The 21,740-nt window shown below is 49.2% G+C and carries 20 protein-coding genes; 7 read left to right on the top strand and 13 right to left on the bottom strand.

The genetic code is table 11. The features are described from left to right. Positions 1–43 precede the first annotated feature (43 nt). Both OXH18_RS21605 and OXH18_RS21600 read right to left on the bottom strand, forming a co-directional pair. The gene (locus tag OXH18_RS21605) at positions 44–1,183 is read right to left on the bottom strand and encodes a glycosyltransferase family 61 protein (protein ID WP_268609535.1); all 1,140 of its coding nucleotides are present in this window, start codon (positions 1,181–1,183) and stop codon (positions 44–46) included. Positions 1,184–1,347: 164 nt separating this feature from the next. Then, on the bottom strand, positions 1,348–2,544 hold the full coding sequence (locus OXH18_RS21600) for an aldo/keto reductase (RefSeq protein WP_268609534.1): 1,197 nt from the start codon (positions 2,542–2,544) through the stop codon (positions 1,348–1,350). A gap of 237 nt (positions 2,545–2,781) precedes the next feature. Between OXH18_RS21600 and OXH18_RS21595 the strand changes: the two genes are divergently transcribed. Further along, the gene (locus OXH18_RS21595; RefSeq protein ID WP_268609533.1) at positions 2,782–3,822 is read left to right on the top strand and encodes a DUF2325 domain-containing protein; all 1,041 of its coding nucleotides are present in this window, start codon (positions 2,782–2,784) and stop codon (positions 3,820–3,822) included. 98 nt (positions 3,823–3,920) lie between these two features. Here OXH18_RS21595 and rpiA read toward each other — a convergent pair whose 3' ends face one another. After that, positions 3,921–4,631 (bottom strand): ribose-5-phosphate isomerase RpiA, encoded by a 711-nt coding sequence (gene rpiA, locus OXH18_RS21590; RefSeq protein WP_268609532.1) that lies wholly within the window; start codon positions 4,629–4,631, stop codon positions 3,921–3,923. 113 nt (positions 4,632–4,744) lie between these two features. After that, the gene (locus OXH18_RS21585; RefSeq protein ID WP_268609531.1) at positions 4,745–5,722 is read right to left on the bottom strand and encodes an alpha/beta fold hydrolase; all 978 of its coding nucleotides are present in this window, start codon (positions 5,720–5,722) and stop codon (positions 4,745–4,747) included. A gap of 437 nt (positions 5,723–6,159) precedes the next feature. Between OXH18_RS21585 and OXH18_RS21580 the strand changes: the two genes are divergently transcribed. From OXH18_RS21580 to OXH18_RS21570, 3 genes are all read left to right on the top strand, one after another. Beyond that, positions 6,160–7,821, top strand: a complete 1,662-nt coding sequence (locus tag OXH18_RS21580; protein ID WP_268609530.1) for a serine/threonine-protein kinase — start codon at positions 6,160–6,162, stop codon at positions 7,819–7,821. 87 nt (positions 7,822–7,908) lie between these two features. Next, positions 7,909–8,202 carry a DUF3493 domain-containing protein gene (locus OXH18_RS21575; protein WP_268609529.1) on the top strand — a complete coding sequence of 98 codons (294 nt, stop codon included), beginning with the start codon at positions 7,909–7,911 and terminating at the stop codon, positions 8,200–8,202. 215 nt (positions 8,203–8,417) lie between these two features. Beyond that, positions 8,418–9,302 (top strand): SDR family oxidoreductase, encoded by an 885-nt coding sequence (locus tag OXH18_RS21570; RefSeq protein WP_268609528.1) that lies wholly within the window; start codon positions 8,418–8,420, stop codon positions 9,300–9,302. A 35-nt stretch (positions 9,303–9,337) separates the two neighbouring features. Here the strand turns inward: OXH18_RS21570 and OXH18_RS21565 are convergent, their stop codons facing one another. The 3 genes from OXH18_RS21565 to petC all read right to left on the bottom strand — a co-directional run bounded on the left by OXH18_RS21565 (position 9,338) and on the right by petC (position 11,621). Further along, positions 9,338–9,568, bottom strand: a complete 231-nt coding sequence (locus tag OXH18_RS21565; RefSeq protein WP_268609527.1) for a hypothetical protein — start codon at positions 9,566–9,568, stop codon at positions 9,338–9,340. Between the two features lie 401 nt (positions 9,569–9,969). Then, complete coding sequence (petA, locus tag OXH18_RS21560) at positions 9,970–10,959, bottom strand: cytochrome f (protein WP_315874615.1); 990 nt, start codon at positions 10,957–10,959, stop codon at positions 9,970–9,972. 119 nt (positions 10,960–11,078) lie between these two features. Next, positions 11,079–11,621, bottom strand: a complete 543-nt coding sequence (gene petC, locus OXH18_RS21555) for a cytochrome b6-f complex iron-sulfur subunit (RefSeq protein WP_268609526.1) — start codon at positions 11,619–11,621, stop codon at positions 11,079–11,081. Between the two features lie 351 nt (positions 11,622–11,972). On the opposite strand from petC, the gene OXH18_RS21550 reads away from it, so the two are divergent. Continuing rightward, positions 11,973–12,614, top strand: a complete 642-nt coding sequence (locus OXH18_RS21550) for a hypothetical protein (protein ID WP_268609525.1) — start codon at positions 11,973–11,975, stop codon at positions 12,612–12,614. 85 nt (positions 12,615–12,699) lie between these two features. Here the strand turns inward: OXH18_RS21550 and OXH18_RS21545 are convergent, their stop codons facing one another. From OXH18_RS21545 to OXH18_RS21535, 3 genes are all read right to left on the bottom strand, one after another. Further along, positions 12,700–13,716 carry a Sll0314/Alr1548 family TPR repeat-containing protein gene (locus tag OXH18_RS21545; protein ID WP_268609524.1) on the bottom strand — a complete coding sequence of 339 codons (1,017 nt, stop codon included), beginning with the start codon at positions 13,714–13,716 and terminating at the stop codon, positions 12,700–12,702. Positions 13,717–14,337: 621 nt separating this feature from the next. Beyond that, the gene (locus OXH18_RS21540) at positions 14,338–15,159 is read right to left on the bottom strand and encodes an SDR family NAD(P)-dependent oxidoreductase (protein ID WP_268609523.1); all 822 of its coding nucleotides are present in this window, start codon (positions 15,157–15,159) and stop codon (positions 14,338–14,340) included. Positions 15,160–15,571: 412 nt separating this feature from the next. Beyond that, a complete protein-coding gene (locus OXH18_RS21535; RefSeq protein WP_268609522.1) occupies positions 15,572–16,264 on the bottom strand; it encodes an NUDIX hydrolase in 693 nt (230 codons plus the stop codon). A gap of 187 nt (positions 16,265–16,451) precedes the next feature. On the opposite strand from OXH18_RS21535, the gene OXH18_RS21530 reads away from it, so the two are divergent. Next, complete coding sequence (locus OXH18_RS21530) at positions 16,452–17,495, top strand: cysteine hydrolase family protein (RefSeq protein ID WP_268609521.1); 1,044 nt, start codon at positions 16,452–16,454, stop codon at positions 17,493–17,495. Between the two features lie 9 nt (positions 17,496–17,504). On the opposite strand, the gene OXH18_RS21525 is transcribed toward OXH18_RS21530, so the two are convergent. Both OXH18_RS21525 and ureE read right to left on the bottom strand, forming a co-directional pair. Further along, positions 17,505–18,224: an urease accessory protein UreF gene (locus OXH18_RS21525; RefSeq protein WP_268609520.1), complete on the bottom strand. Its 720-nt coding sequence runs from the start codon at positions 18,222–18,224 to the stop codon at positions 17,505–17,507. Positions 18,225–18,230: 6 nt separating this feature from the next. Further along, the gene (ureE, locus tag OXH18_RS21520) at positions 18,231–18,737 is read right to left on the bottom strand and encodes an urease accessory protein UreE (RefSeq protein ID WP_268609519.1); all 507 of its coding nucleotides are present in this window, start codon (positions 18,735–18,737) and stop codon (positions 18,231–18,233) included. Positions 18,738–18,810: 73 nt separating this feature from the next. Between ureE and plsY the strand changes: the two genes are divergently transcribed. Continuing rightward, positions 18,811–19,491: a glycerol-3-phosphate 1-O-acyltransferase PlsY gene (plsY, locus tag OXH18_RS21515; protein WP_268609518.1), complete on the top strand. Its 681-nt coding sequence runs from the start codon at positions 18,811–18,813 to the stop codon at positions 19,489–19,491. A gap of 46 nt (positions 19,492–19,537) precedes the next feature. Here plsY and speA read toward each other — a convergent pair whose 3' ends face one another. Then, entirely contained in the window at positions 19,538–21,580 is a 2,043-nt protein-coding gene (speA, locus tag OXH18_RS21510; protein WP_268609517.1) for a biosynthetic arginine decarboxylase, read from the bottom strand. Positions 21,581–21,740: the final 160 nt, after the last annotated feature.

Below are 21,740 nucleotides of genomic sequence, written 5' to 3'. Positions count from 1 at the left end.
CGAGAACAAAGATACCCAACCATTTCCAATCGCCCCCAACTCCCTATTCCCTCTTCCCCACTTCCAAATAATCCAACCCCATCTGCAACGACCCCAGATCGATCGTTGTATCAGCAAGGGCAAATTGTCTTGGTTTGACTTCAAAATCCAATGCTTGAATCACCTCGGGGTGTAGTTGCCCGATCACCGCTGCCCACTTGCCGCCCACAGCAGCGATCGAATGGCGATACAAATCAACAAGATAGCCAGGATGAAAAATTTCGAGTAGCTTCACCTGATCAACATTAAACACCAAGCTACTCAAGGCTGCACCATGCATACCGACCACCACTTCCGCATTTCTGGCGATCGACCACTGCTGCTGAATGGGAATATCTTCGTAATAGAGCTTAATAAACCCGTAGGCTTGTAAACAGTGCTCAACCTCGGCTTCATTTGTGAGTTTGCGGCGATGCTTTCGGGCAATAAATACACGCTTGGGAGTGTCGGCTTGATAGTCTGCAAAGTCTAACGATCCAAACAGCGATCGATAATACGGTTCAAATAGAATTGGACAAGTTGCCGATCGCTTCTCTGCTTCAACGGTGACGATGTTGCCCTGGACCCGGCGATCGGTGCAGATAAACGGAATGTGGAGCAGTTGACACACCTGTTTCATCATCGGGCTGGCATTGCGACGCAAAATCAGGGTGAGATTGGACAAGGCTGGTTCAATACGCTTGGCCAGCAAGAAGCGAGTCAGAATATTGTCAACAATATGAGCAATGTTTTGATCGGTATCAAAACGGCTGTCCAGTACATAGGAATGGGGCAAACGCACAGGCAACGCTAGCTGCTGATACAGAGCTTTCAGAGCGTGTCGATAATACCGACGAGGTTGTAGATTGCTGGCCTGAGTCAGTCCTCCAGTGCGGACGGTCATTTCAATCGGAGAAGACCGTTTTTTATCTTCAGGTAAATGAATCTGCATAGGACGAGATTCCCAAGCGCACAGTAGGCGGGTGGGATGAACAAACATGCGCGATGACGGCACAACAAACGTCTGCCCCGATAGGGACTGATTCAGTAACCGATCTGCCTTTCCTGGGGTGTCAGTTGCAATAGTTGCTGGTGGTAACACTTTTGATTCAGCGGAGGCAAGACTCGATTGAAAACTCTGATTTGCGTCTGAGTTCGCTAGCATTTGAGTATTTCCTCAGCGTTGTTAAGTTTCTTTAGGGCACACATCCATCTACCGGCAAGTACAGAGCAAATGGTTCAAAACCCGGATCTTTTTGAATGCAATCTCTAGTGGTGCTCCAAATCAAACGCTTAGAACTAGTTGGTTTACTGTTTAAAGCTGCGGTTCTACTGTTGCGATAGTCGCTTCACAGGGTCTCCTGCTAAACGCTGATGTGTATCTTTTAAAAGGGCTGGAATTTTGCTGGCATGAGGACTATTGACAAGGCACTGTCGCAAATCCAAGCGATCGACCTTGGCAGCATTCGCGCCGGGAAACCAGTGTCCAGCGTTGGTTAACATATTGTATCGTCCCTTGGCATAATCCACCAAGTCATAGGCAAGGGCCAAATTGCGCAACCACAGGATTGCAGGAATGTTCACATTCCCCGGAGTTTGACTATAGTGCGGTAACCCCACATGCCACGTCCGCACCCACTCTTCACCCAACGAGTCGATCGCTGCCTGCTCTAAACGCTGCAAAATTGGTGGCAATATCTCATCCGCACGATCGAGTAGAGGCAGAGTTTTCAGGTGCTCGTCAAAATCCTGAGGGCGAGCAGCGCCAATACTGAGCGTGTGCACCAGTGGTTGACGACCCAATGGATGGCTGAGGCAAAACAAATCGTTGAACACCATTGGACTCAGCGGTTGGCATAATTCTACTAGCTTCTGGGGTGGATTGTATAATCGTCCACCTTTGTCCGAGGGGCTGATAATAAAAATTCCCATGTCTCGCTGACTGGCTGCTTCAATCGCTGCCCAGTTTGCTTGAAAAATGTAGTACCAGTGCAGGTTGACGTAATCAAACTGATTTGTCTCAATGGCTTGCACAATTAGATCAGTGGCTCCATGGGTAGAAAACCCAATGTGCCGGATTTTTCCCTGAGACTGGAGTTTGTGAGCTACGTCCAAACAGCCACCAGGACGAGTGCTATAGTTGAGTAGCTCAGGCGTGTTGATTCCGTGCAGCCCCAACAGATCAATGTAGTCTAGCCTGAGGTTCATGAGTGAGCGTTCAACGGTGTGCTGAAATTCTTTGGCACTCGCAACAGGAGCAACTTTTGTTTGTACAATAAGTTTCTCTCTGGGTAACAGCGGCAAAATTTTGCCTAACTGTATCTCAGAGGTGCCATACCCCCTGGCGGTTTCGATATGATAAATACCTAATTCCAGCGATCGACGGATCGTCGCTTCCAGGTTCGCTTGATTGTCAGATGGGATTTCCCGTTCTGGTACATCCTGCCATTTGTATTGGTAGCGCATACCACCACAGGAAAACACTGGCATAGCTAGCTCGGTACGTCCAAATCTTCGATAGTGCATGGAGAGGTAGAGAGATTAGGTCAATGACGATTGGGTGAGTGGTGAATGGTGTTCATGCTTCGAGTTCCTGCTTGGACGGGTTCATCCTCAAACAACACTCGCAATACTATAACGTTAACTAATCTTTCACATGACAGCTATGTTCGCCATATCGCGGTGCCATAGGGCGGTATTTTCAATCGAATACTCGGTCTATGACCTTGATGGCTATGGTTTAATCCTTCTTGAGGCAAGTTTATGGATATCTCAGAACTAGATGAGTTAGAAAATTCAGTTCAAGATCTCTTATCATTAGCAAAAATAGAATTGGAAGAAAAGCGCTTACAGCAGCAACGGGATGAGCAAATCCAAGAAGAAATCGTCAAAATAAAACAGCGCCTAGAACCGCTGCTGTCCCAAATTGAAGAAATGCTGTCGCAACTGTCCTCTGAAGACTTTGTAGACAGTATGACACGCAAAAAGCTGGAAGCTAAAGCTGAAGACTTGCGACAACGGCTGGCCAACGCACCGTTGCTGGCGGCTCAGGCCATCGATCGCCAAATGATTTTAAACGAAGAGAAATTGTTGGATGAGCGCATTGCCGAGCAAACCCATCGCTGGCGGTTGGCCTTGAAAGCAGATCTGTTGGAGATGATTACCGAACAACAGGACTTTTACAGCGCTACGGATGCTTCGATCGCCATCCGTCCCTATATTCACGACCTCAAAGCCATTGGAGCCTTGGAAGAAGTGGTGGATGTGCTCATTCACCAAATTAATACCCATAGTGAAGAAGGTCCGGTGGCCCGGTTACGCGGTAGCCATGAGCAAACACTGACGTTTATCTATAACAAAGCCCTAGAAAACCGATCGCGGGTCGAACGGGCCCCCGATGTGCAGCCACGGGTTCGCCATCGCAGCAGCGAAAAACGCCCCAATCCCTATGCCATTTTGGAAGGTAAGGTGGTCATCTTCGGTGGGCACGATCGACTCGAAAGCGCGGTTAGAAATCGTTTAAGAGATTCCAATGTCAATCTGATTTGGTGTACAGCCCAAGCAGGGCCCCAAATTGCTGAACAAAGCGAAAGCCATATTGCTAGTGCTGATCTGGTGTTGGTTGTCACTGGTTACACAAGTCACAAACTAACTGACAAAGCTGTGCAAGCGGCTCAGCGATCAGGGAAATCGGTGGAAATGGTCAACACAACAGGCGTGGTGCGCGTGCTAGAGGCGATCGAATATGGACTTAAAACTAAGCAATTGGCTAGGCATTTGAATCAGTTTTCTAAACCAGCTTGAGCGTCAAGAGTTGGGAGTTGGGAGTTGGGATGAGGATGAAATGAATGAACGAAGATTGGTCTTGATTCATCCTTTCGCTCTCATCCTTTCGCCTTTGCTTAAGCTTCTCTCACTGAGGGGTGGTTGTCTTTGATTTCGCCAACTAGCACAACATCAGCCACGCCAACAAATAAGCCGTTTTCTAGCACGCCAGGAATGTTGTTCAAGGTTTTTTCTAGTTCGGCTGGGTTGTCGATCGCTCCAAACGTTACATCTAGCACCATATTGCCTTGGTCGGTGATGACGGGGCCGTCTTTTTTGACGCCCATACGCAGTTCAGGTTTGCCGCCCAGTTTTTCGATCGCCTGCATAACTGGGGTCACCGCCATCGGCAACACTTCTACTGGCAGCGGAAAGGTCGTACCTAAGCGATCAACTAATTTGGAACGATCGACGACGACTATAAATTGCTCTGCTAGCGAATCGACAATTTTTTCACGGGTATGAGCCGCTCCGCCACCTTTAATCAAGTTTTTCTGTGGATCAACTTCATCGGCTCCATCAATGGCAATGTCTATCCGATCAATTTCGTCTAGGGTGGTCAGCGGAATGCCGTGCTGTTTGGCCAGTACGGAGGCTTGAAAGGAGGTCGGTACGCCTCTGATGTCCGTCAGTTCACCTGATCTAAGCCGCTCGCCCAAACACTGAATCGCAAACGCGGTAGTTGACCCCGTGCCCAACCCCACAATAGAACCCGACTTCACTCGATTGGCAGCGGCGCGTCCCACTTCTTGCTTCATTACCGTCACGGGATCTAGTCCTGCTGTCATCTGCAACGCTCCTCATCTAAATTGACCACTATTAAGCATCACCTAAAGTGGCCTTGCTGCCTAGAGGGACGCTCACGACTAGTCTTTCTCACAGTGTATTTTGAGTGCGGGGTCTAGGTGAGATATTGATCAAGCACTCGGCGAATTTCAGTAGCCACTGCATCGGGTTGTTCAATCATGGACAAATGACCACAGTTAGCAATTTCAGTTACGTTATTGCTACAGCACTCAAAGGATGGATGAAAGCTAGCCAAGTGGTGAACATATTTTGGTTCCATTACCGTGTCATTGGAACCAGCGATAAAATGCACAGGCTGTTTCAATTGCGCAACAATTTGGGGTAGCCGATTCACCTCTGCTTCTGTGGTTGAATCCAGCAAGGTGCCAATCGCCACAGCGGGATCGGCATTTAATAGATCAAACAAACGTTGGCGTCCCCAGCGACGCTCGATCGGCTTAGCCACACTCATCCGGGTTAGGGCAATATCAAGTAAGGGGACATACGATAACCAACGGGGGCGATACTTGACGAGTTGTTGACCGGCGGTACGGAAGCGCTCAAACTCTTCCTTGAGATAAATCCCCCCCCCTGAGTTAATACAAATTACCCCTGCTATCGATTCTGGAAACTGATGGGCTGCCCAAAGTGCAATACTGCCTCCCAAGGAGTGTCCTACTATCCACGCCTTTTGGATGGCAAGTTGCTGTAGTAGAATGGCAAGCTCTTGGGCATAGATAGCAGGTGCGTAATTGGTGTAGTCAATCGTCGTCGAAACCTTCAGAGTTTCTAAACTGGACGGCAGTGATGATATCGCCGCTCCGCTGCCCACGACCGCTTTTTCTAGTACGGGATCTTCAACTAGGGCAGGTGTCGTAGCAGCAGATAAATTAGCCACTCGTTGGGATGCACCAAATCCACGCAGATCGTAGGAAAGGCATTGATAGTCCCCAGACAGTCGATCGATCATAGGCTGCCAATAGGCCCGACTGAGGAGCCAGCCATGAACGAAAACTAGAACGGTGGGACAATCTGTGGGAGCCGACAGTTCGTAGACGTGAGGAAATCCTAGGATGTCAACAGTTTTGACCATACAAACAAGACGGTGCCCTAGTCTGCTCGATCCAGAAGCGGGGGCAAGCTACGCATTTAGCAGGATTTGGATTCTATTCTTCTATGATAAGTTCGCAACGGTACACTTTCCAAGCGCTCGGGCAAGAGAATTGCAATTTCTGTCTCTTCAACGGTTAGAATCGCCCTGACTAGTGGTTCAAAATTTGCCCTAATAGATTGATTTTAGGTACTTCAAACTCGCAACCTGATGGAGTTTCATAAAGGCTTCAAGCAAAACCTTGCTATCTTTAGCAACTCTTCAAGAGTTTCCCCAAAAGCATGGCACTTTGCCAAGATTTTGTTGGAAAGATAAGGGTGATGAAACGGTAGTGACGTTAGCAAAGTTCTAGGGCTTTACCCACTTTAATGCTGACCCGGCTAGCACGTTTTAGAGACCTATGAAGCGAGTGATATTGCATGAGCTATTGCCTAAATCCAGCCTGTGCCAATCCAGAAAATTTAGTCAATACAGAGCGATGTCAGACCTGTGGCTCAAAGTTATTGCTGCGCGATCGCTATCGAGTGATTCAGGCCCTCGGGCAGGGCGGTTTTGGCGCTACTTTTCTTGCTAAAGATGAATCCCTACCTGGAACGCCCTACTCGGTAATTAAACAATTGCGCCCTGTGGCGACCTCGCCCCATGTGATGCAAATGGCGCGGGATCTATTTCAGCGGGAAGCTAAAACCCTAGGGAAAGTCGGCAACCATCCTCAAGTGCCTTGTCTGTTGGACTATTTTGAAGCAAATCAGGAATTTTATTTGGTTCAAGAATATATCAGTGGCTCAACGCTGCAACAGGAGGTGAAGCGCTCGGGGCCATTTAGTGAAGCAGGCACGAAGCAATTTCTCAGCGAAGTGTTGCCAATGCTGCAATATATTCATGGTCAGCAGGTGATCCATCGCGACATTAAACCAGCCAACCTCATTCGTCGCTCTCAAGACAAAAAGCTGGTCTTAATCGACTTTGGAGCCGTTAAAGATCAAGTAAATCCCATTCGGTCGGGGGCATCTGAACAAACGGCCCTCACCGCCTATGCGATCGGCACTCCTGGTTATGCCCCGCCTGAGCAGATGGCCATGCGCCCCGTGTATGCCAGTGATATTTATGCCTTGGGAATCACCTGCTTGTACTTATTAACGGGACGATCGCCGAAAGACATGGACTATGACTCAACCACAGGTGAAGTGCTATGGAAAGAGCACGTTCATATCAGCGCTCACTTTGCAGCAGTCCTCAGCAAAATGCTGGAAGTCTCTGTTCGACATCGCTATCAGTCTGCTGAAGATGTGCTCCGGGCCCTGGATTTAGAACCCTACATGGATAGCTTGTCCCAAAGCCTAGTATCTCAGCCTAGCCGATCTTCTCGATCGGTTTCTTCCACCGCGTCTGATATGCCCAGCAGTATAGATACCATGCCGTCCTTGTCTCCATCAGCTCGATTGGCCGCTGCAATTCGAGCCAGCAAAGTTCATCGGGCTTCGGGGGGGGCTTCTTCTCCGTTGTCTCCTGCCGCTCCTACGACCCGTTGCCAGTCTGGATCGCTTCGCCCGCGTACCTATCAACAACCCATTAGCACTCGGCGAAATGCACCAACTGCCACAGCCACAAGTTCCAAAAATTTGGTGAATCAGACGGGATTTGTTTCAACGAAATTAGCGGTCGATGAGGTAATTGCTGCCTATGCTAAAGGGCGACGAGATTTCACCAGCCAAGACCTGAGCACACTGAATTTACAGCGAGTTGACTTATCGAATGGCAATTTTCATCAATCCAAATTACATCGGGTCAATCTGCAAGGCGCAAATTTGTTTAATGCTGACTTCGGTCGCGCTAGCCTCAGCCAAGCGATTTTGAAAAATGCTAATTTAGCACGGGCTTACCTCAACCATGCCGATTTAGCTGGAGCCGATTTACGCGGTGCAAACTTAAGCTATGCCCATCTCAGTAATACCAATCTGCGTGGGGCCAATCTCTGCGGAGCTGATTTAACTGGTGCAAAGGTGTCTGATGAACAACTGGCTCTAGCCCGCACCAACTGGGCAACTATTCATCCCAATGGCAAACGTGGTTTGTGGTAAAAATACTGCCGTTGTAAGAATAAACCCTGCTTGGCTCATAGAAGAACGATTGTGCTTTAGGATCAAGGAGAGCCATTCTGCGTTGATATGACTGACCTACCCCCCCGATCGTCTCAAACCCTTGATCCTGAAACACGCGCCCAACTGCTTGCCGAGCTAAAATCACCTTACCGAGGGCTGCGCCAGTTTGTCTATCTCGCCTGCGGAGCTTCGGGTTGCATTGGGGCATTTATCTTTCTTACGCAACTCTTGGCGGGACGAGCGAGTGCAGAAACTGCGTTGCCTAATTTGGCTCTTCAGGTTGGAATTGTTGTGCTAATGGTGAGTTTATTTCGCTGGGAGCAACGGACACAGCGCAGAAAAAATAACAAAAAGAAGTAACAACGCGATGGGCAACTATCTGGACCCCACCTCCCCGACCTTTCACTCCTCAACCTAGGAGAGGAGGAAGCTAGCGAAGCAGGTTCGGCTCCCTGCTTTCACACGTGGGAGCAGGTTTGGGGATGAGGGCGAAGCAGGATTCCTCCACTGCTGTCAGACAGTGGCACCTCGCGTGTCCAGCAACTTACAAACAGTCCCTTAAGGAGAACGATTGCATGTATTTAGTAACTGGCGCATCGGGTGATTTAGGTCGTCGAGTGGTACGGCGGCTACGCGAACAAGAGCTACCTGTGCGGGCGTTTGTGCAATTGACCTCGCGGTACGGCGAGCTAGAGCAACGCGGAGCCGAAATATTTATTGGTGATTTACGACAAGAGCGCGATATTCAAAAAGCGTGTCAAGGGGTTGACTATATCATCAGTACGCACGGTTCTAATGCCTCTACAGGTAGCCCTCAAGCCATCGATTATCGCGCCAACATTGACTTGATTGATGCGGCAAAGATAGCTGGGGTACAGCATATCACGTTCGTTTCAGTGCTAGGGGTCGATCGAGGTTATGAAGATGCGCCTGTGTTTAAGGCGAAGTGGGCCGTTGAACAGTATTTGCAGGCGAGTGGATTAAACTATACAATCTTACGCCCCTCTGGATTTGCGTCTAACTTATTGCCACTGGCAGAGCGCTTTCGCCAAACCGGAATTTATCTACAGATTGGCGACCCCAAAATTCGCACGTCGATCGTCAGTACAGACGACCTAGCCAAAATTGCGGCGGAATCTGCTAGCAATCCAGATGCTAGCCGTCAAATTTTTGCAGTGGGCGGCCCAGAAGTTTTAGAACGATCGCAAATCCCGCAAATCTTTGGACGCATTTTTAATCGCGATCCGATCGTCATCAATCCCCCGCTGCTGGTGTTAGATGGTGTTCGCACAGTTTTGGGACTGCTGAACCCAGAGGCGCAGAAATCCTTGGGAACTCTGCGAACTCTGCTAGCGAATGAGTTTTTCTGCTCTCCCGCTGAGATCGATCGGCTTCAGACAACATTTGGGCTTCAGATGGAAACGGTTGAGAGCTATCTAAGACGCTATCTAAGTGTTTAACTACTTAACCATCCACACGCTCAAAAAATGACACGCTAATTTAGGCTCAGTGGAGACTCTATAGGGGGTGAAAATGACGGAGATACCTGTGAAGACTGTGCACGGGGGCTATGGCTTAATCCAACTAAAGCCAATATGAACCCCACCACCAAACCTGCTAGGAACACCCGCATGTGAGAAGCAGAGAGAGAACAACGCAAATGACGATTACCGTCATAGATTTGCACTGACCATCCTTCATCGAAACGCTCTTGTAATTTGTTCACGGCTTTAACCTCAATGACGACGGGGCAGCGATCGCAATAAATCCCTTCACAGTGGATTGCAAGCCAGCTTCGTCCTCAAGCCTGGGATGCAGTGACTTCAAACGCTCAAGGCAGAACATCAAGCTCTGCTGAGTGTTCTTATGAAAATAGCCTAGCGATAAATTGAGCCAATTCAAATTCTGATAAATATAAATCTCATTTATTCGATATAATCTGCCCTTAACTTTTCCTGCTGCGGTGGCTCCAATTTACTAACCAGGTCTAGAGTCCTTATGCTGCCTCAAGTATGCCGGCAATTGCAAGCCGTCTTAGGTTGTGATTGCAACCAAAAAGGGGCTTGCTATGCAAAACCCCTCATTAATCGATTTAATTTGATCTAACGGTGATTGATCTAACGGTAGCTAGAAGCTCATCTCAGCAGCTTGTACCTTTTCGACCTGCTTCTTCTTCAGAATCAGCATGATTTGTGACAGTGTTACGGCTGCCAAGAAGGCAATCAACCCTTTGATTCGATTCGGGCTTTGCAACACAATCTCAGTATCTCGTTGACCAAAGCCACCTACATTCGGGTTGTTGGTCAGAGCAGTTCCAGCAGCAACTTCTTCTCCTTCTGACACAATCAGATCTGGTCCTGCCGGGATCTTGTCTACCACCACATCTCCATTTTCGGATTGAATAGTGACTTCATAGCTGCCATCATCGGCTTTGGCAATCTGGGTGATGGTTCCCGCTGCTGAAGCGTTATAAACGGCATTGTTGCTCTTTTCACCCGTAGGATAGACTTGACCACGTCCACGATTACCGCCCAAATGAATTTGGTATTTTCCAAAGTAAATACCTTTATCCGTGTTGGGGTCAGGAGAGAGCACCGGGAAAACAATCTCTTGATATTGATCGCCAGGTAAAGGTCCCACCAATACAATATTTTCTTTGCCTTCTGCGTAGGGTTGGAACAGATAGGAAGGACCAACCTCTTCTTTCATGTCTTCAGGAATGCGATCGTCTGGTGCAATTTTAAAACCATCGGGCAACATCAGCACGGCGCCAACATTCAGCGGGCCTTTTTCACCCGTGCTCAACACCTGTTGAACATTGGTATCGTAGGGAATTTTGACAACAGCTTTAAACACCTTATCTGGCAAAACAGATTGAGGAACTTCAATTTCGACGGGCTTTGCAGCAAGGTGGCAGTTGGCACAAACAATCCGGCCAGTGGCTTCACGGGGTGTTTCATAGTTCTGCTGGGCCCAGAAGGGGTAGGCAGCGGCTGCCTGTGGGCGAATCACATCACTTCCCAACAACAAAGCAATAGCCACAAACATCACCAAAGCGCCTTTAAAGACAGCCTTGGCTCCTCTTAGCGACAGCGATATCCAAAACGTTGATTTCATGGGTGACAAGTGTTCAGTGACAAAGGATGCGAGAAATTCAAATTCCAGCTTTCAGCTTAAAGTTAGGGGTTCGGGTGTAACGGCACGCTATTCAGATCGTTCATCGTTTGGACTGCTTGTTATGCCCACCAAGGATCTTCGCCTGTGCGGAAGTCGGTTTCAGTCCACTGGCTAAAGACGACCTTGCCATTGTCGTCAACATTGGCATGAACTAGGGCCAAAGAGAGAGGAGCAGGACCTCGAACAACTTTGCCTTCGCTGTTGTATTGCGAGCCGTGACACGGGCAAATAAACTTACCTTCACCACCGTTCCAAGGCACCACGCAGCCCAAGTGGGTGCAAACCGCGTTGATGCCATAATCAGCAATTGCATCGGGTCCTTCTACCACAATGTAAGTTGGGTCTCCTTTAAGTCCCTGTGCCAGCACTCGATCACCGGGCTTGTGTTCTGCCAAAAAGTTGGCTGCAAGCACATCATTTCCCAGTGCGTCTTTGGCCACCGTGCCGCCACCAGAACCACCACTAGATGGAGGAATGAAGTATTTTACAACCGGATATAAGGCCCCTAGAACAGTTCCCGTCACTGCTCCAAAGGTCAATAAATTCATAAATTGACGACGCCCTAGATCAGGGACATCTGGAGTTTCAGAAAGTTGAGCCATGACTTGAGCAGAAGAGATCGATAGTACAAAGTAACGTTTTATTAAAGCAGCCCATACAGGCAACCTTAATAACTATTAAGCGTCAGACAACTGTTGGCTTTAGCCAAAGTGGCGGTTACTCAGCAGCTTTACAGTTTTTCTAAAAGTATTCTACAGCGTAACAAAACTGTAACGCCGAAAATTGCTTGGATCGATCCAGACTGCACCTCTAAAAAATTCCATCCAGGATAGAACGATGGAATTGGGGATTGGGTCAAGAAGTCTAATGAACCGATGGCAAATTTTAGTCGTTGTGGGAAAATAGCTCCAGATCTGTCGCTCTGCATTCGCTTCTGAATCGAGTCACCTGCTATGCAACATTCTCTTTGTCGATCGTCCTTGCGCTTTTCTAGTCTCTCTTTATTGATGGCTAGCATTTTCTCAGTTTTGTTGCCTGTCAATCCGGCTGTTGCCGCCACCTCTATTTCCAACTATCGATCGCGACCCAGAGATTATGCCGTCTGTGCTTCTGGGTTAGTGGGAGCGGGAGTATCTGAAGCGGAGGCGGCTGCTGCCTGTGGTGGAGCACTCTACCCACGCGATTTGTCGGCTTGCGTGACTCGGATTAGCAACAATGAGACAATTGCCGCGACTAATGCGCTATCAAGCTGTAGGCGAGCTAGGCGCCCGGTAGATTTAGCGTCCTGCGTGGTCAGTATTAGCGATGGAGTTTCCGATGAAACGACGGCTCTTACTGTTCTGGACTATTGCCGTCGCAGTTTGTTGCCGCTGCGGTTCTCGTCGTGCGTTACAGGTGTTCGCGGTGAGACAGCACTGTCAACCGCTGAAATTATGGACAGATGCATTGCGGCTAGCAGCCGTCCTCGTAGCGTCCTACCTAACTTTGTGCCGATCGATCAAGGCATTCCCGCGACTCCGAGTCGTATTGACGTGCCAGATGAACCAGAACCGCTGTTTGCCCCCCCACCTGCTACGGAACCGCCATTGCAGTAACAGAGAGCAGCTAGGGATTAGGTTGAGATTGAGAGGAACAGAGGCAGCAGGCTAAAGCCTAAGCCCCCTCTCCAGTACCCAATCCCTACCCTCCTGCTTGTTCGGTGCGCTGCCAGTTGACGGAATGGTTCTCAACACAGACATCAGGGTTACGATCGCGGAGATACTGAAAGGTACGGCAGGCCTCGCGATCGATCTGCTCGACGGTGTTTTCGGGAAGTTGGGTGCGCTGTTCCCAAGCCTGACGGAAGAAATTGAGGCTTTGCCGCTGTAACCGGGTTTGCGCTTCTCCTTCAACCTCGTCGCTTTGTCGCCGCAGAATTTGCGCCTTCAAATACAAGAGTTCTGGATTGTTAGGGGTTTCTTGTAGGGCCCGATCGACCGCGATTAGCGCCTGCTCCTGTTGATCTAAGTCGCGATAGCCGATTGCAATACCTCGCTGTGCCAAATACACTGGAGCCGCCCGAGTTTCCAGCCGCTGAATGGCCTCTTGAGGATTGGCAAACGGCAAATTCACCGACAGCATCAGATCCATGTAGCCCTTGAGCAAATTCAATTCTGGATCGTTGGGATCAATTTTTTCTGCTTCACTGAGGTTATTGAACACCTGCTGTAACTTACCAAGAACCGCCGGAGTCGATCGCACGGCCCCTTCTGTTAGAAACGAATGTGCTCCCTCCAGAAATAATCCAGCGGCTATGTAAAGGTGTCCTCGTAGAGGATCTTGCTCTTTCAGTTGTTCGGCTTTTTCCCGCGTTAAACGGGCGTTCTCTCCCATCGCATCAAACTCTTCATTCATATATGCCAACGAAGCTTTCAATGCATAGGACAAAGGTTCATCCGGTTCAGCCGTTTGGAGTAACTCGGAGGCGGTCACATAATTGCCTTGCTCAAACATGGCTTTGAAAGCAGCCTCGGTTTGATCACCAACATTACGTGGATTGGTCACTCGAAACGGATCGCCTGCCCAAGCTGGGTTAGACAGTAGACTAGCCGTCAGCGTCAGCGCTCCCATCGTCACGGCCACAAGTTGCTTCCAGGTTTGGTGACGCAGAGGGTGAATGGAGCGAAACAAGGGACGCATTTCAAGAAAATTAGCCATACAGAGATTGGTCATCAATTGACGAGTATTGACAAGGAACAAGGGATACCTGCAAGAAATACCTGCAAGAAACCAGTCAAATCAGAAAATAACGGAATCGAGAAGTAACTGACAGGCGAAGAACGATCAAACTTAGGCTGCGCCACAAGCAGCACTAACACGAATAGCACTGAATGAATTGGTGCATCAGGAAAATGTTATTGAAAGTTGAAACCGTGAATAAACGGCAATCCGTATCCTATGTAACATCAAATGCCTGAAAAAGCATCACCTTGCAATTCAAACTCGGCTTTTCCAGTCCGAATCGATTGCTTAGACGATGCTCTCCACGGAATTCGCTTGTCTGTCAAAATCATTTTCGCGATCGTCTAGCACAAATTCCTTTGACTACAAGAATTCACTCCAAACTGATGACGGATCGATCGAGGCAAAGTTTCTTCTGCCTTTGGTTGACTCATTTGGTTGACTCAGTATGTCCGGTTTCACTCAGCCCAAGAGTTGAGTCAACTTCACGCTTACGGAACGATAAGACCAGAGCAGGATTGAAATCACCTTTTAGATAACTCTGCCAGATAAACCCGCTCTGGCTTCGCCAAAGACATCCACTGGTCTTGTGGCCCCTTAAACCGTGGGATGCTCAAGATGCCGAGGACGATAGTGGGACGATCGAGGGCTGGATAACGGCGAGGCCATTCGTAACAGTTTCTGCGTCAACCAGGGCATGATGCGACTGCCGAGCACGGCTAAGTGACTTTGCCAACCCACTAGAATTTCCGGGGACTCTCGATGTAAGCCCCGAATCAACGATCGAGCCACCTGCTCTGGTGTCATGGGAATTACCCAACGAAATAGCTGCAAGTTACGGATCATATCAGTACTAGTCAGAGTGGGCAGTAGGCTGATAACTTGCACATTGTGAGGAAGCAGTTCGGCCCGCAGTGCTTGAGTAAAGCCCTGAATGGCAAATTTTGTGGCGGAATAAGTCGCCATTGTAGGAGCAGCTAACTTGCCCATGAGGCTAGAAACATTGACTATTTTGCCTTGCTTGCGGGCTGCCATGCGTCGAGCCACCACACGAGTGATGGTATACATGCCGAGTAAATTAACCGCAATTTCCTCTTGCACCTGCGGCAATTTAGTTTGCAAAAATGGAGTTTGATGGGCGACGCCTGCGCAGTTGATGAGTAAATCGATCGGGCCATGCGATCGCCAAGCCTGAGCAATTGCCACATTAACCGCTACCGTTTGCGTTAAATCAAGCGGTAACACAATCGCTTCTGCGCCCAAGGCTTCGATTTCTGCTGCCACGTCTGACAACAAAGCGACATTACGAGCTACTAGCAACAGCCGCCTCGCACCGTGTTTGGCTAATTCCAGCGCGATCGATCGTCCAATTCCACGCGATGCTCCAGTTACTAGAGCAACCTTTCCACAAATATCCATATTGGAAAACCTCCTGAATCAAGCCTTACTGCGCTTTTACCTAGGTTGTGAATCGCTCGAATATCAGTAAGACACTGTGCTTCTGCAACTGAGGAACAGTTGAATTGAATGAATGCGTGAACTAAGAAACATGGAACAGTTCAGCAGGCGATTAATCAGAATGAACGCCGATAACGGAACCAGCTTGAAGCTTCCAGCACACTCTAGCAACGGGATCAGGCAACGACAAGAGTTCATAAATATTTTCAATGTGTTTTACATTTCGTAACTTTTCTACAAATTAGCTAGAAGAGTTGAAGCAAGCCGATCGACGTATTCAGGGTTAGGCGAATCGCGTTATTTCAATCCATTATGGTTGGGAACTCAAGAAAGCCCCTAGCTGTAGCGTATCTATCAGATGTAACTGAGGTTGTCAAATTTCAAAGTTAAAACCTTTCTCTCGAAGTTGGCGATAGGTCGCTTCGTCAAATTGATAGAGTTTGGCAGCACGATGGGGGACATCCTGCTGGCGTTCGTCTAGTTCGCGCAGTAACCCCATATTCAAAATTTTTTTGCGAAAATTGCGCTTGTCCAGTTCTTGTCCCAGCACCGTTTCATAAAGGCGCTGAAGCTGAAATAACGTGAACTTGCGCGGCAACAATTCAAAACCAATCGGTTCGTAGCGCACTTTAGCTTTCAAACGATCGAGGGCAATCTTGAGAATCTGGTCATGATCAAACGCCAGTGATGGCAGGGCATCGATAGCAAACCAGGCAGCATCACTAGCATCCGACGCCGCTTTAACGGGGTGTTCTTCTAGGTTAATCAGGGCATAATACGCCACCGTGACCACCCGTTCTCGGGGATCGCGATTGACTGCCCCAAACGTGTAGAGTTGCTCTAAAAACAACCGTTCAATCCCGGTTTCTTCGCATAGCTCCCGCAATGCTGCCGCCTCTAGAGATTCATCCATGCGTACAAAGCCACCTGGCAAGGCCCAATCGCCTTGGAAGGGTGATAGCTTGCGTTGAATGAGCATGACTTTCAGCGTATGTTGGCGATCGAGTCCAAATACGACACAATCAACAGTAAGAGCCGGTCTAGGATATTTATAGGTATGAGGCATTTGTATCGAGGCATTCTAGTGAGTAGACAGCATTTCATCCTCTTAGTGTTTAAGTTACACTAAGATATCTCACGATTTCATCAAGCTTTGATTGATTTCGTTGACTGTTCTATCGCAATTGTTAAAGTTTGCATAAGATGCTAGTCGCTGATGCTCTACCCTCTCCACTGCTTTGGAGGCAGCACTGATGAGCACAACCACGCAATTGCCGCTGCCCGCCCATTTTGTTCCACATTCTGTGGGCGAGGTTTGGCGAGTTCCCTATCAACAGCGATCGATCGATGCCAAAGCTTGGGCCAAGCAGCATCACCTACTTCCCGCTGCTAGTGATACCTTTCGTCTGTGTCTGTTGGCGATCGATGTTCAGAATACATTCTGCATTCCCGATTTTGAGCTTTTTGTAGGCGGGCGATCGGGCATGGGAGCAGTGGAAGACAATATCCGCTTGTGTGAGTTTATCTATCGCCATCTCGATCGCATCACCGAAATTGCCTTGACGATGGACACCCACACCGCCACTCAAATTTTCCATCCCATTTTTTGGGTTGATGCCAACGGGGATCACCCCCCCGCCATGACCATGATTTCCCTGGATGACGTTGAGCAAGGCCGGTGGAACGTCAACGCTGCCATTGCAGAAGGGCTTGGCTACGAGATTGATCGGCTCCAGTCCTATGCCTTGCATTATGTCCGCACCTTACATCAAGACGGCAAGTATCCGCTCACCATCTGGCCCTACCATTCTATGCTGGGCGGCGTTGGTCATGCGATCGTCTCAGCTGTAGAAGAAGCTTGTTTTTTCCATGCCATTGCTCGCGATCGCCAAACCCACTTTGAACTGAAGGGCAGCAATCCGTTAACCGAAAATTACTCCGTTCTGAGTCCAGAAGTATTGGAAGACGCCCAGAAACAAACAATCGCTCACAAAAACACGGCATTTTTGCAAAAGCTGCTTCAGTTTGACGCGATTGTGATTGCAGGGCAAGCAAAAAGCCACTGTGTTGCCTGGACTGTCGAAAATTTGCTCAGCGAAATTCAAGCTACTGATCCGAGCCTGGTTCAAAAAGTCTACTTGCTAGAGGATTGCTCCTCGCCTGTAGTTGTGCCCGGAGTCGTGGATTTTACCGACCAAGCTGATGCCGCTTACCAACGCTTTGCCGATGCTGGAATGCAGGTGGTGAAGTCCACTGAGCCAATCGATCGGTGGCTGAAGGGAAAGGAGAAAGCATGAGAGAAGGGATTAGCTGCGAAACAAGCGCGAGTAGAGCGTTTCATGATTCATGCTAGAGATCGTCCAGCCCCAGTTGCAACTCCACCACTCATCATCCTTCAAGTTTAAAGCACTGGTTGCAGTCTGTGCTAACGATGGGTAGAGATTGAGCAATACCTGCTGTCCTTGCGTTTGCCCCAGCGGAATCAAGCGCACCCCCGCATTCACCAAGTTACTGGCCCAACTGTGCAAATAGCCCAATGTTGCCGCAGGTAAATCAATCTGCCAATAAACCGTCGCCAAGCCAAATGCCGTGACAAAATGACATGTTTCCCCACACGTCTCAACCCACTCACCCAGCCCGTTCCTCTGCTCCTCATTTCCCACTCCCGACTCCCGACTCCCCAATCCCTGCAACAATCGCAACAACGATCGCCCCATCTGCCAGCTTTGTTGGCGTAGTTCTTCGGTTTCGCGAAAGGCAGAAAGCCATTGGTTCCAATAGCTTAATCGCGTTAGATCGCCAGTGCTAGCACACTCGTAAATTCGAGTGAGCACGGCTGTTTCTAGGCGAATAGCGCCGTAGTGTAGTTCTTGCGTCAGCCAGTGTTCTAGGGTGACAGCATCAGGGAGGCGGTTGCTTTGCACCAAGGTCTCCAGTCCTTCCGAATAGCTATAAGCACCTACAGGCAACGCCGGACTCACCAGTTGCAACAAGCGTAAGAAGGCCGCAGCATCGATTGAATTCATAGCGCCTCAGTCAATGTGATCATGGTCAACGTGATCATGAACGTGAGTAGCAGAGGGGGCATGAGCATGTCCGTGAGAAGCGGTGTGTCCATAAGCTCCGGCTTCTGGTTCAAAGGGTAACTGAGCTTCCGTCACATGCAGCCTCATCTGTTCCAGCATGGACTTCAGCACCGGATCGGGCGATAGGCGCAAATAAGTTTCGGTAACTTCTAGGGGCACATGGCGATTGCCCAAATGATAGGCGGCTCGTAGCAGATCGATCGTTGTTGCAGCGGTCACAGTCATCACAGGTTCGGGTTTAGCCACAATTTGCACTAAGGTTTGCCGATCTTCTGATTGCAAAACATCTCCATGCCGCAGCACCGTGCCACGGGGTAGCCGTAAGTAGACCCCCTGCCCATCATCGGTTTGAAAATAGTGGCGCGATCGCGTCCGTTCTTCGGCCGTCAGCGAGAGGGTCAGTGAAACAGCACCCTTGGGATCAACGGGCGATCGATGCGTGAGTGTCAGCATGAATTCAATTGTAGACTGCAATTGTAAACTGCAATTGTAAACTGGTAGTGCAATTCAGGAAGGGATAAAGGCAATGGTGCTGTGGTTAGCGTCTGGGTTAGGAGTGGTGTTAGTCGCCTATTTGTTGGGGGCTATTCCTACAGGGTATTGGGCAGGAAAACTGCTTCAAGGTATTGATATTCGTGAGCATGGCTCTAAGTCAACGGGTGCCACCAATGTGCTACGAACGCTGGGCAAAGGTCCAGCCCTCACTGTGTTGCTCATTGATGTCTTTAAAGGCGTGACGGCGGTTTTATTAGCCCGTTGGATCTATAGCTTGCCTGCAATTATAGCGGTTGTCCCAGACGCGATCGATCGTTTCGCTTGGACCAATTGGGTTGTCACCTTAGCGGCTTTGATGGCCATGGTCGGGCATAGTCGATCGATCTGGATCAACTTCACGGGCGGCAAATCGGCGGCAACTGGATTGGGCGTTTTGTTTGCCATGGCATGGCAGGTGGGGTTAGGCGTTGCTGTGATTTTTGGACTGGTGTTGGCAATTTTCCGGATTGTTTCCCTCAGTTCAATTGCAGCCGCAATTGGGGCGATTGGCTTGATGTGGGCCTTTCGCCAACCACTGTCCTATCAACTAATTGTGCTGGCGGGTGGGCTGTATGTGATTTGGCGACACAAAGCCAACATTCAGCGTCTTGTCGCTGGAACCGAACCGAAAATTGGACAGAAACATCAGGAAAGTGAACTGGAGCGAAGTTAGGAGAACACTCGACGATCACGGGAAACGATGACGCTGACGATAAAGACTATGACGATAAATACGTATAGCGGCTGAGGCTGCGCTCATAGTTTTGCAACAGCAATTGCGATTCCTCCAAGGTAATCTGGTGTTCTTGCAAGGCCTGTTCCGATCGCCGCCGAATGTTTTCGATCAAATCTTCAGCGTCATATTGCACATAGCCCAACACTTCCCGCATCGTATCGCCCTTGACAACATGCTCTATCTGATAGCCTTTAGGAGTCAGTTTGATATGCACCGTGTTGGTGTCGCCAAACAAATTGTGCAAGTTGCCCATAATTTCCTGATAGGCTCCGCTGAGGAACATTCCCAAGTAGTAAGGCTCATGGGTAGATTGAGAGTGAGAGGCACTGTCTGCCCCAGTAGCAAATTGCCCGTCCTCGGCAGGCAGGTTCTTTTTCAGGGGGTGTAGTTCTAACACGTACTTGACATCTCGTAGATCGATAAACTGATCGATTTTGCCATCGCTGTCGCAGGTGAGATCTGCCAACGTCCCCCGACAGGTGGGTTCTTCATTCAAACGATGAATCGGCATGATGGGAAACAGTTGATCAATCGCCCAAGCATCCGGAGCCGATTGAAACACCGAAAAATTGACGTAGTAGATCGACGCCATAATTTTTTCGAGATCTTCCAAATCGTCGGGTACATAGTCCTGCTGCCGAGCAATCTCTAGAATTTTGCGGCAACAAGCCCAATACAGCCGTTCAACCCGGGCCCGATCGGTTAGGCTAATGTAACCAAACCCAAACATACTGACGGCTTCTTCTTTGAACTGTGTGGCGTCGTGATAGGCCTCTTGATAGTTATCAACGCTAATGGATTGATAGGTTTCGTATAGGTTCCGCAACACCAGCGGATCGTCATCAGCCGGAAGTTCTGGGATTTCCGAAATCACATCACTGGTACCCAGCACATCAAAGACCAGCACCGATTGATGGGAGGCGATCGCTCGGCCACTTTCACTGACCAACGTCGGGACAGCAATGCCGCGCTGCTGACAGGCATCTTTCATCGCAGCCACTACGTCGTTGGCGTAGTTCTGCATACTGTAGTTTTTGGAAGCGTAGAAATTGGTTTTAGAGCCGTCATAGTCCACGCCCAGACCGCCGCCCACGTCGAGATAGTTCATATTTGCGCCCAACTTCACCAATTCGCCGTAAATTTGCCCTGCTTCGCGAATAGCATCCTTGATAACGCTGATCGAGGAAATCTGTGAGCCAATGTGGAAGTGCAGCAGTTGCAGCGAGTTCAGCATGTCTGTCGATCGCAATTGCTCCACCGCGCGAATGATTTCGGGAATAGTCAGACCAAACTTAGCCCGATCGCCCGCCGACGTTCCCCAGCGACCAATGCCTTTGGCGCTTAATTTAGCCCGCACTCCTAAAATTGGCTCAATGTTCAGCTTCCGGCTGGCTTCAATCACCAACTCAACTTCTTCAATCTGCTCCAAGACGATGATGGGCGTATGACCCAACCGCCGAGCTAGCATGGCCGTTTCAATATATTCCTGATCTTTGTAGCCATTGCAAATCAGCAACGACCCGGGAGTATCTAGCAGGGCCAACGCAATCATCAGTTCCGGTTTCGATCCAGCTTCCAGTCCAAACTGATGGGGCTTGCCAAAGCGCACCAAATCTTCGATTAAGTGGCGCTGTTGATTGCATTTTACTGGAAACACACCGCGATAGTCTCCAGCATAGCTGTAGCGGGCGATCGCTCGTGAAAAACAGGCATTGAGGCGTTCGATCCGATCCTCTAAGATATCCGAGAAGCGGATCAGCAACGGCAGCCCCAAGTTGCGCTGCTTGAGAGCATTGGTCAACTCATACAGATCTAGCGATCCGCCGCGATCGCCCATCGGCGATACAGTAACATGCCCCGCTGCGTTGATTGAGAAATAGGGTTCTCCCCAACCGTTGATGCGATACAGTTCTTCGCTGTCTTCGATCGTCCAGGTGGCTTGAGGTCCATTCTGCAATTCGGCTTGAGACACAGAACGGGTCAAAGATTGCGACTGTTTTTCTGACTGGTTTGTTGGCTCAGTCATCTGTACCAACGCCTGCTCAGTCTGCGTGTTAACTTTGGCAGATGCTGATTGTTTCCCCATCGTTGCCTAGGCTCATCTCCATCGATTCTTGAATTGCCAGTCTATCGCATTCCTGCAAAAACGGTAGGTTGTTCAGCAAACGAAGCTCATACCAATTTCG

It is taken from the genome of Thermocoleostomius sinensis A174 (assembly GCF_026802175.1).
Lineage (GTDB): Bacteria > Cyanobacteriota > Cyanobacteriia > Elainellales > Elainellaceae > Thermocoleostomius > Thermocoleostomius sinensis.
This window is presented reverse-complemented; position numbering and strand designations above follow the sequence as displayed.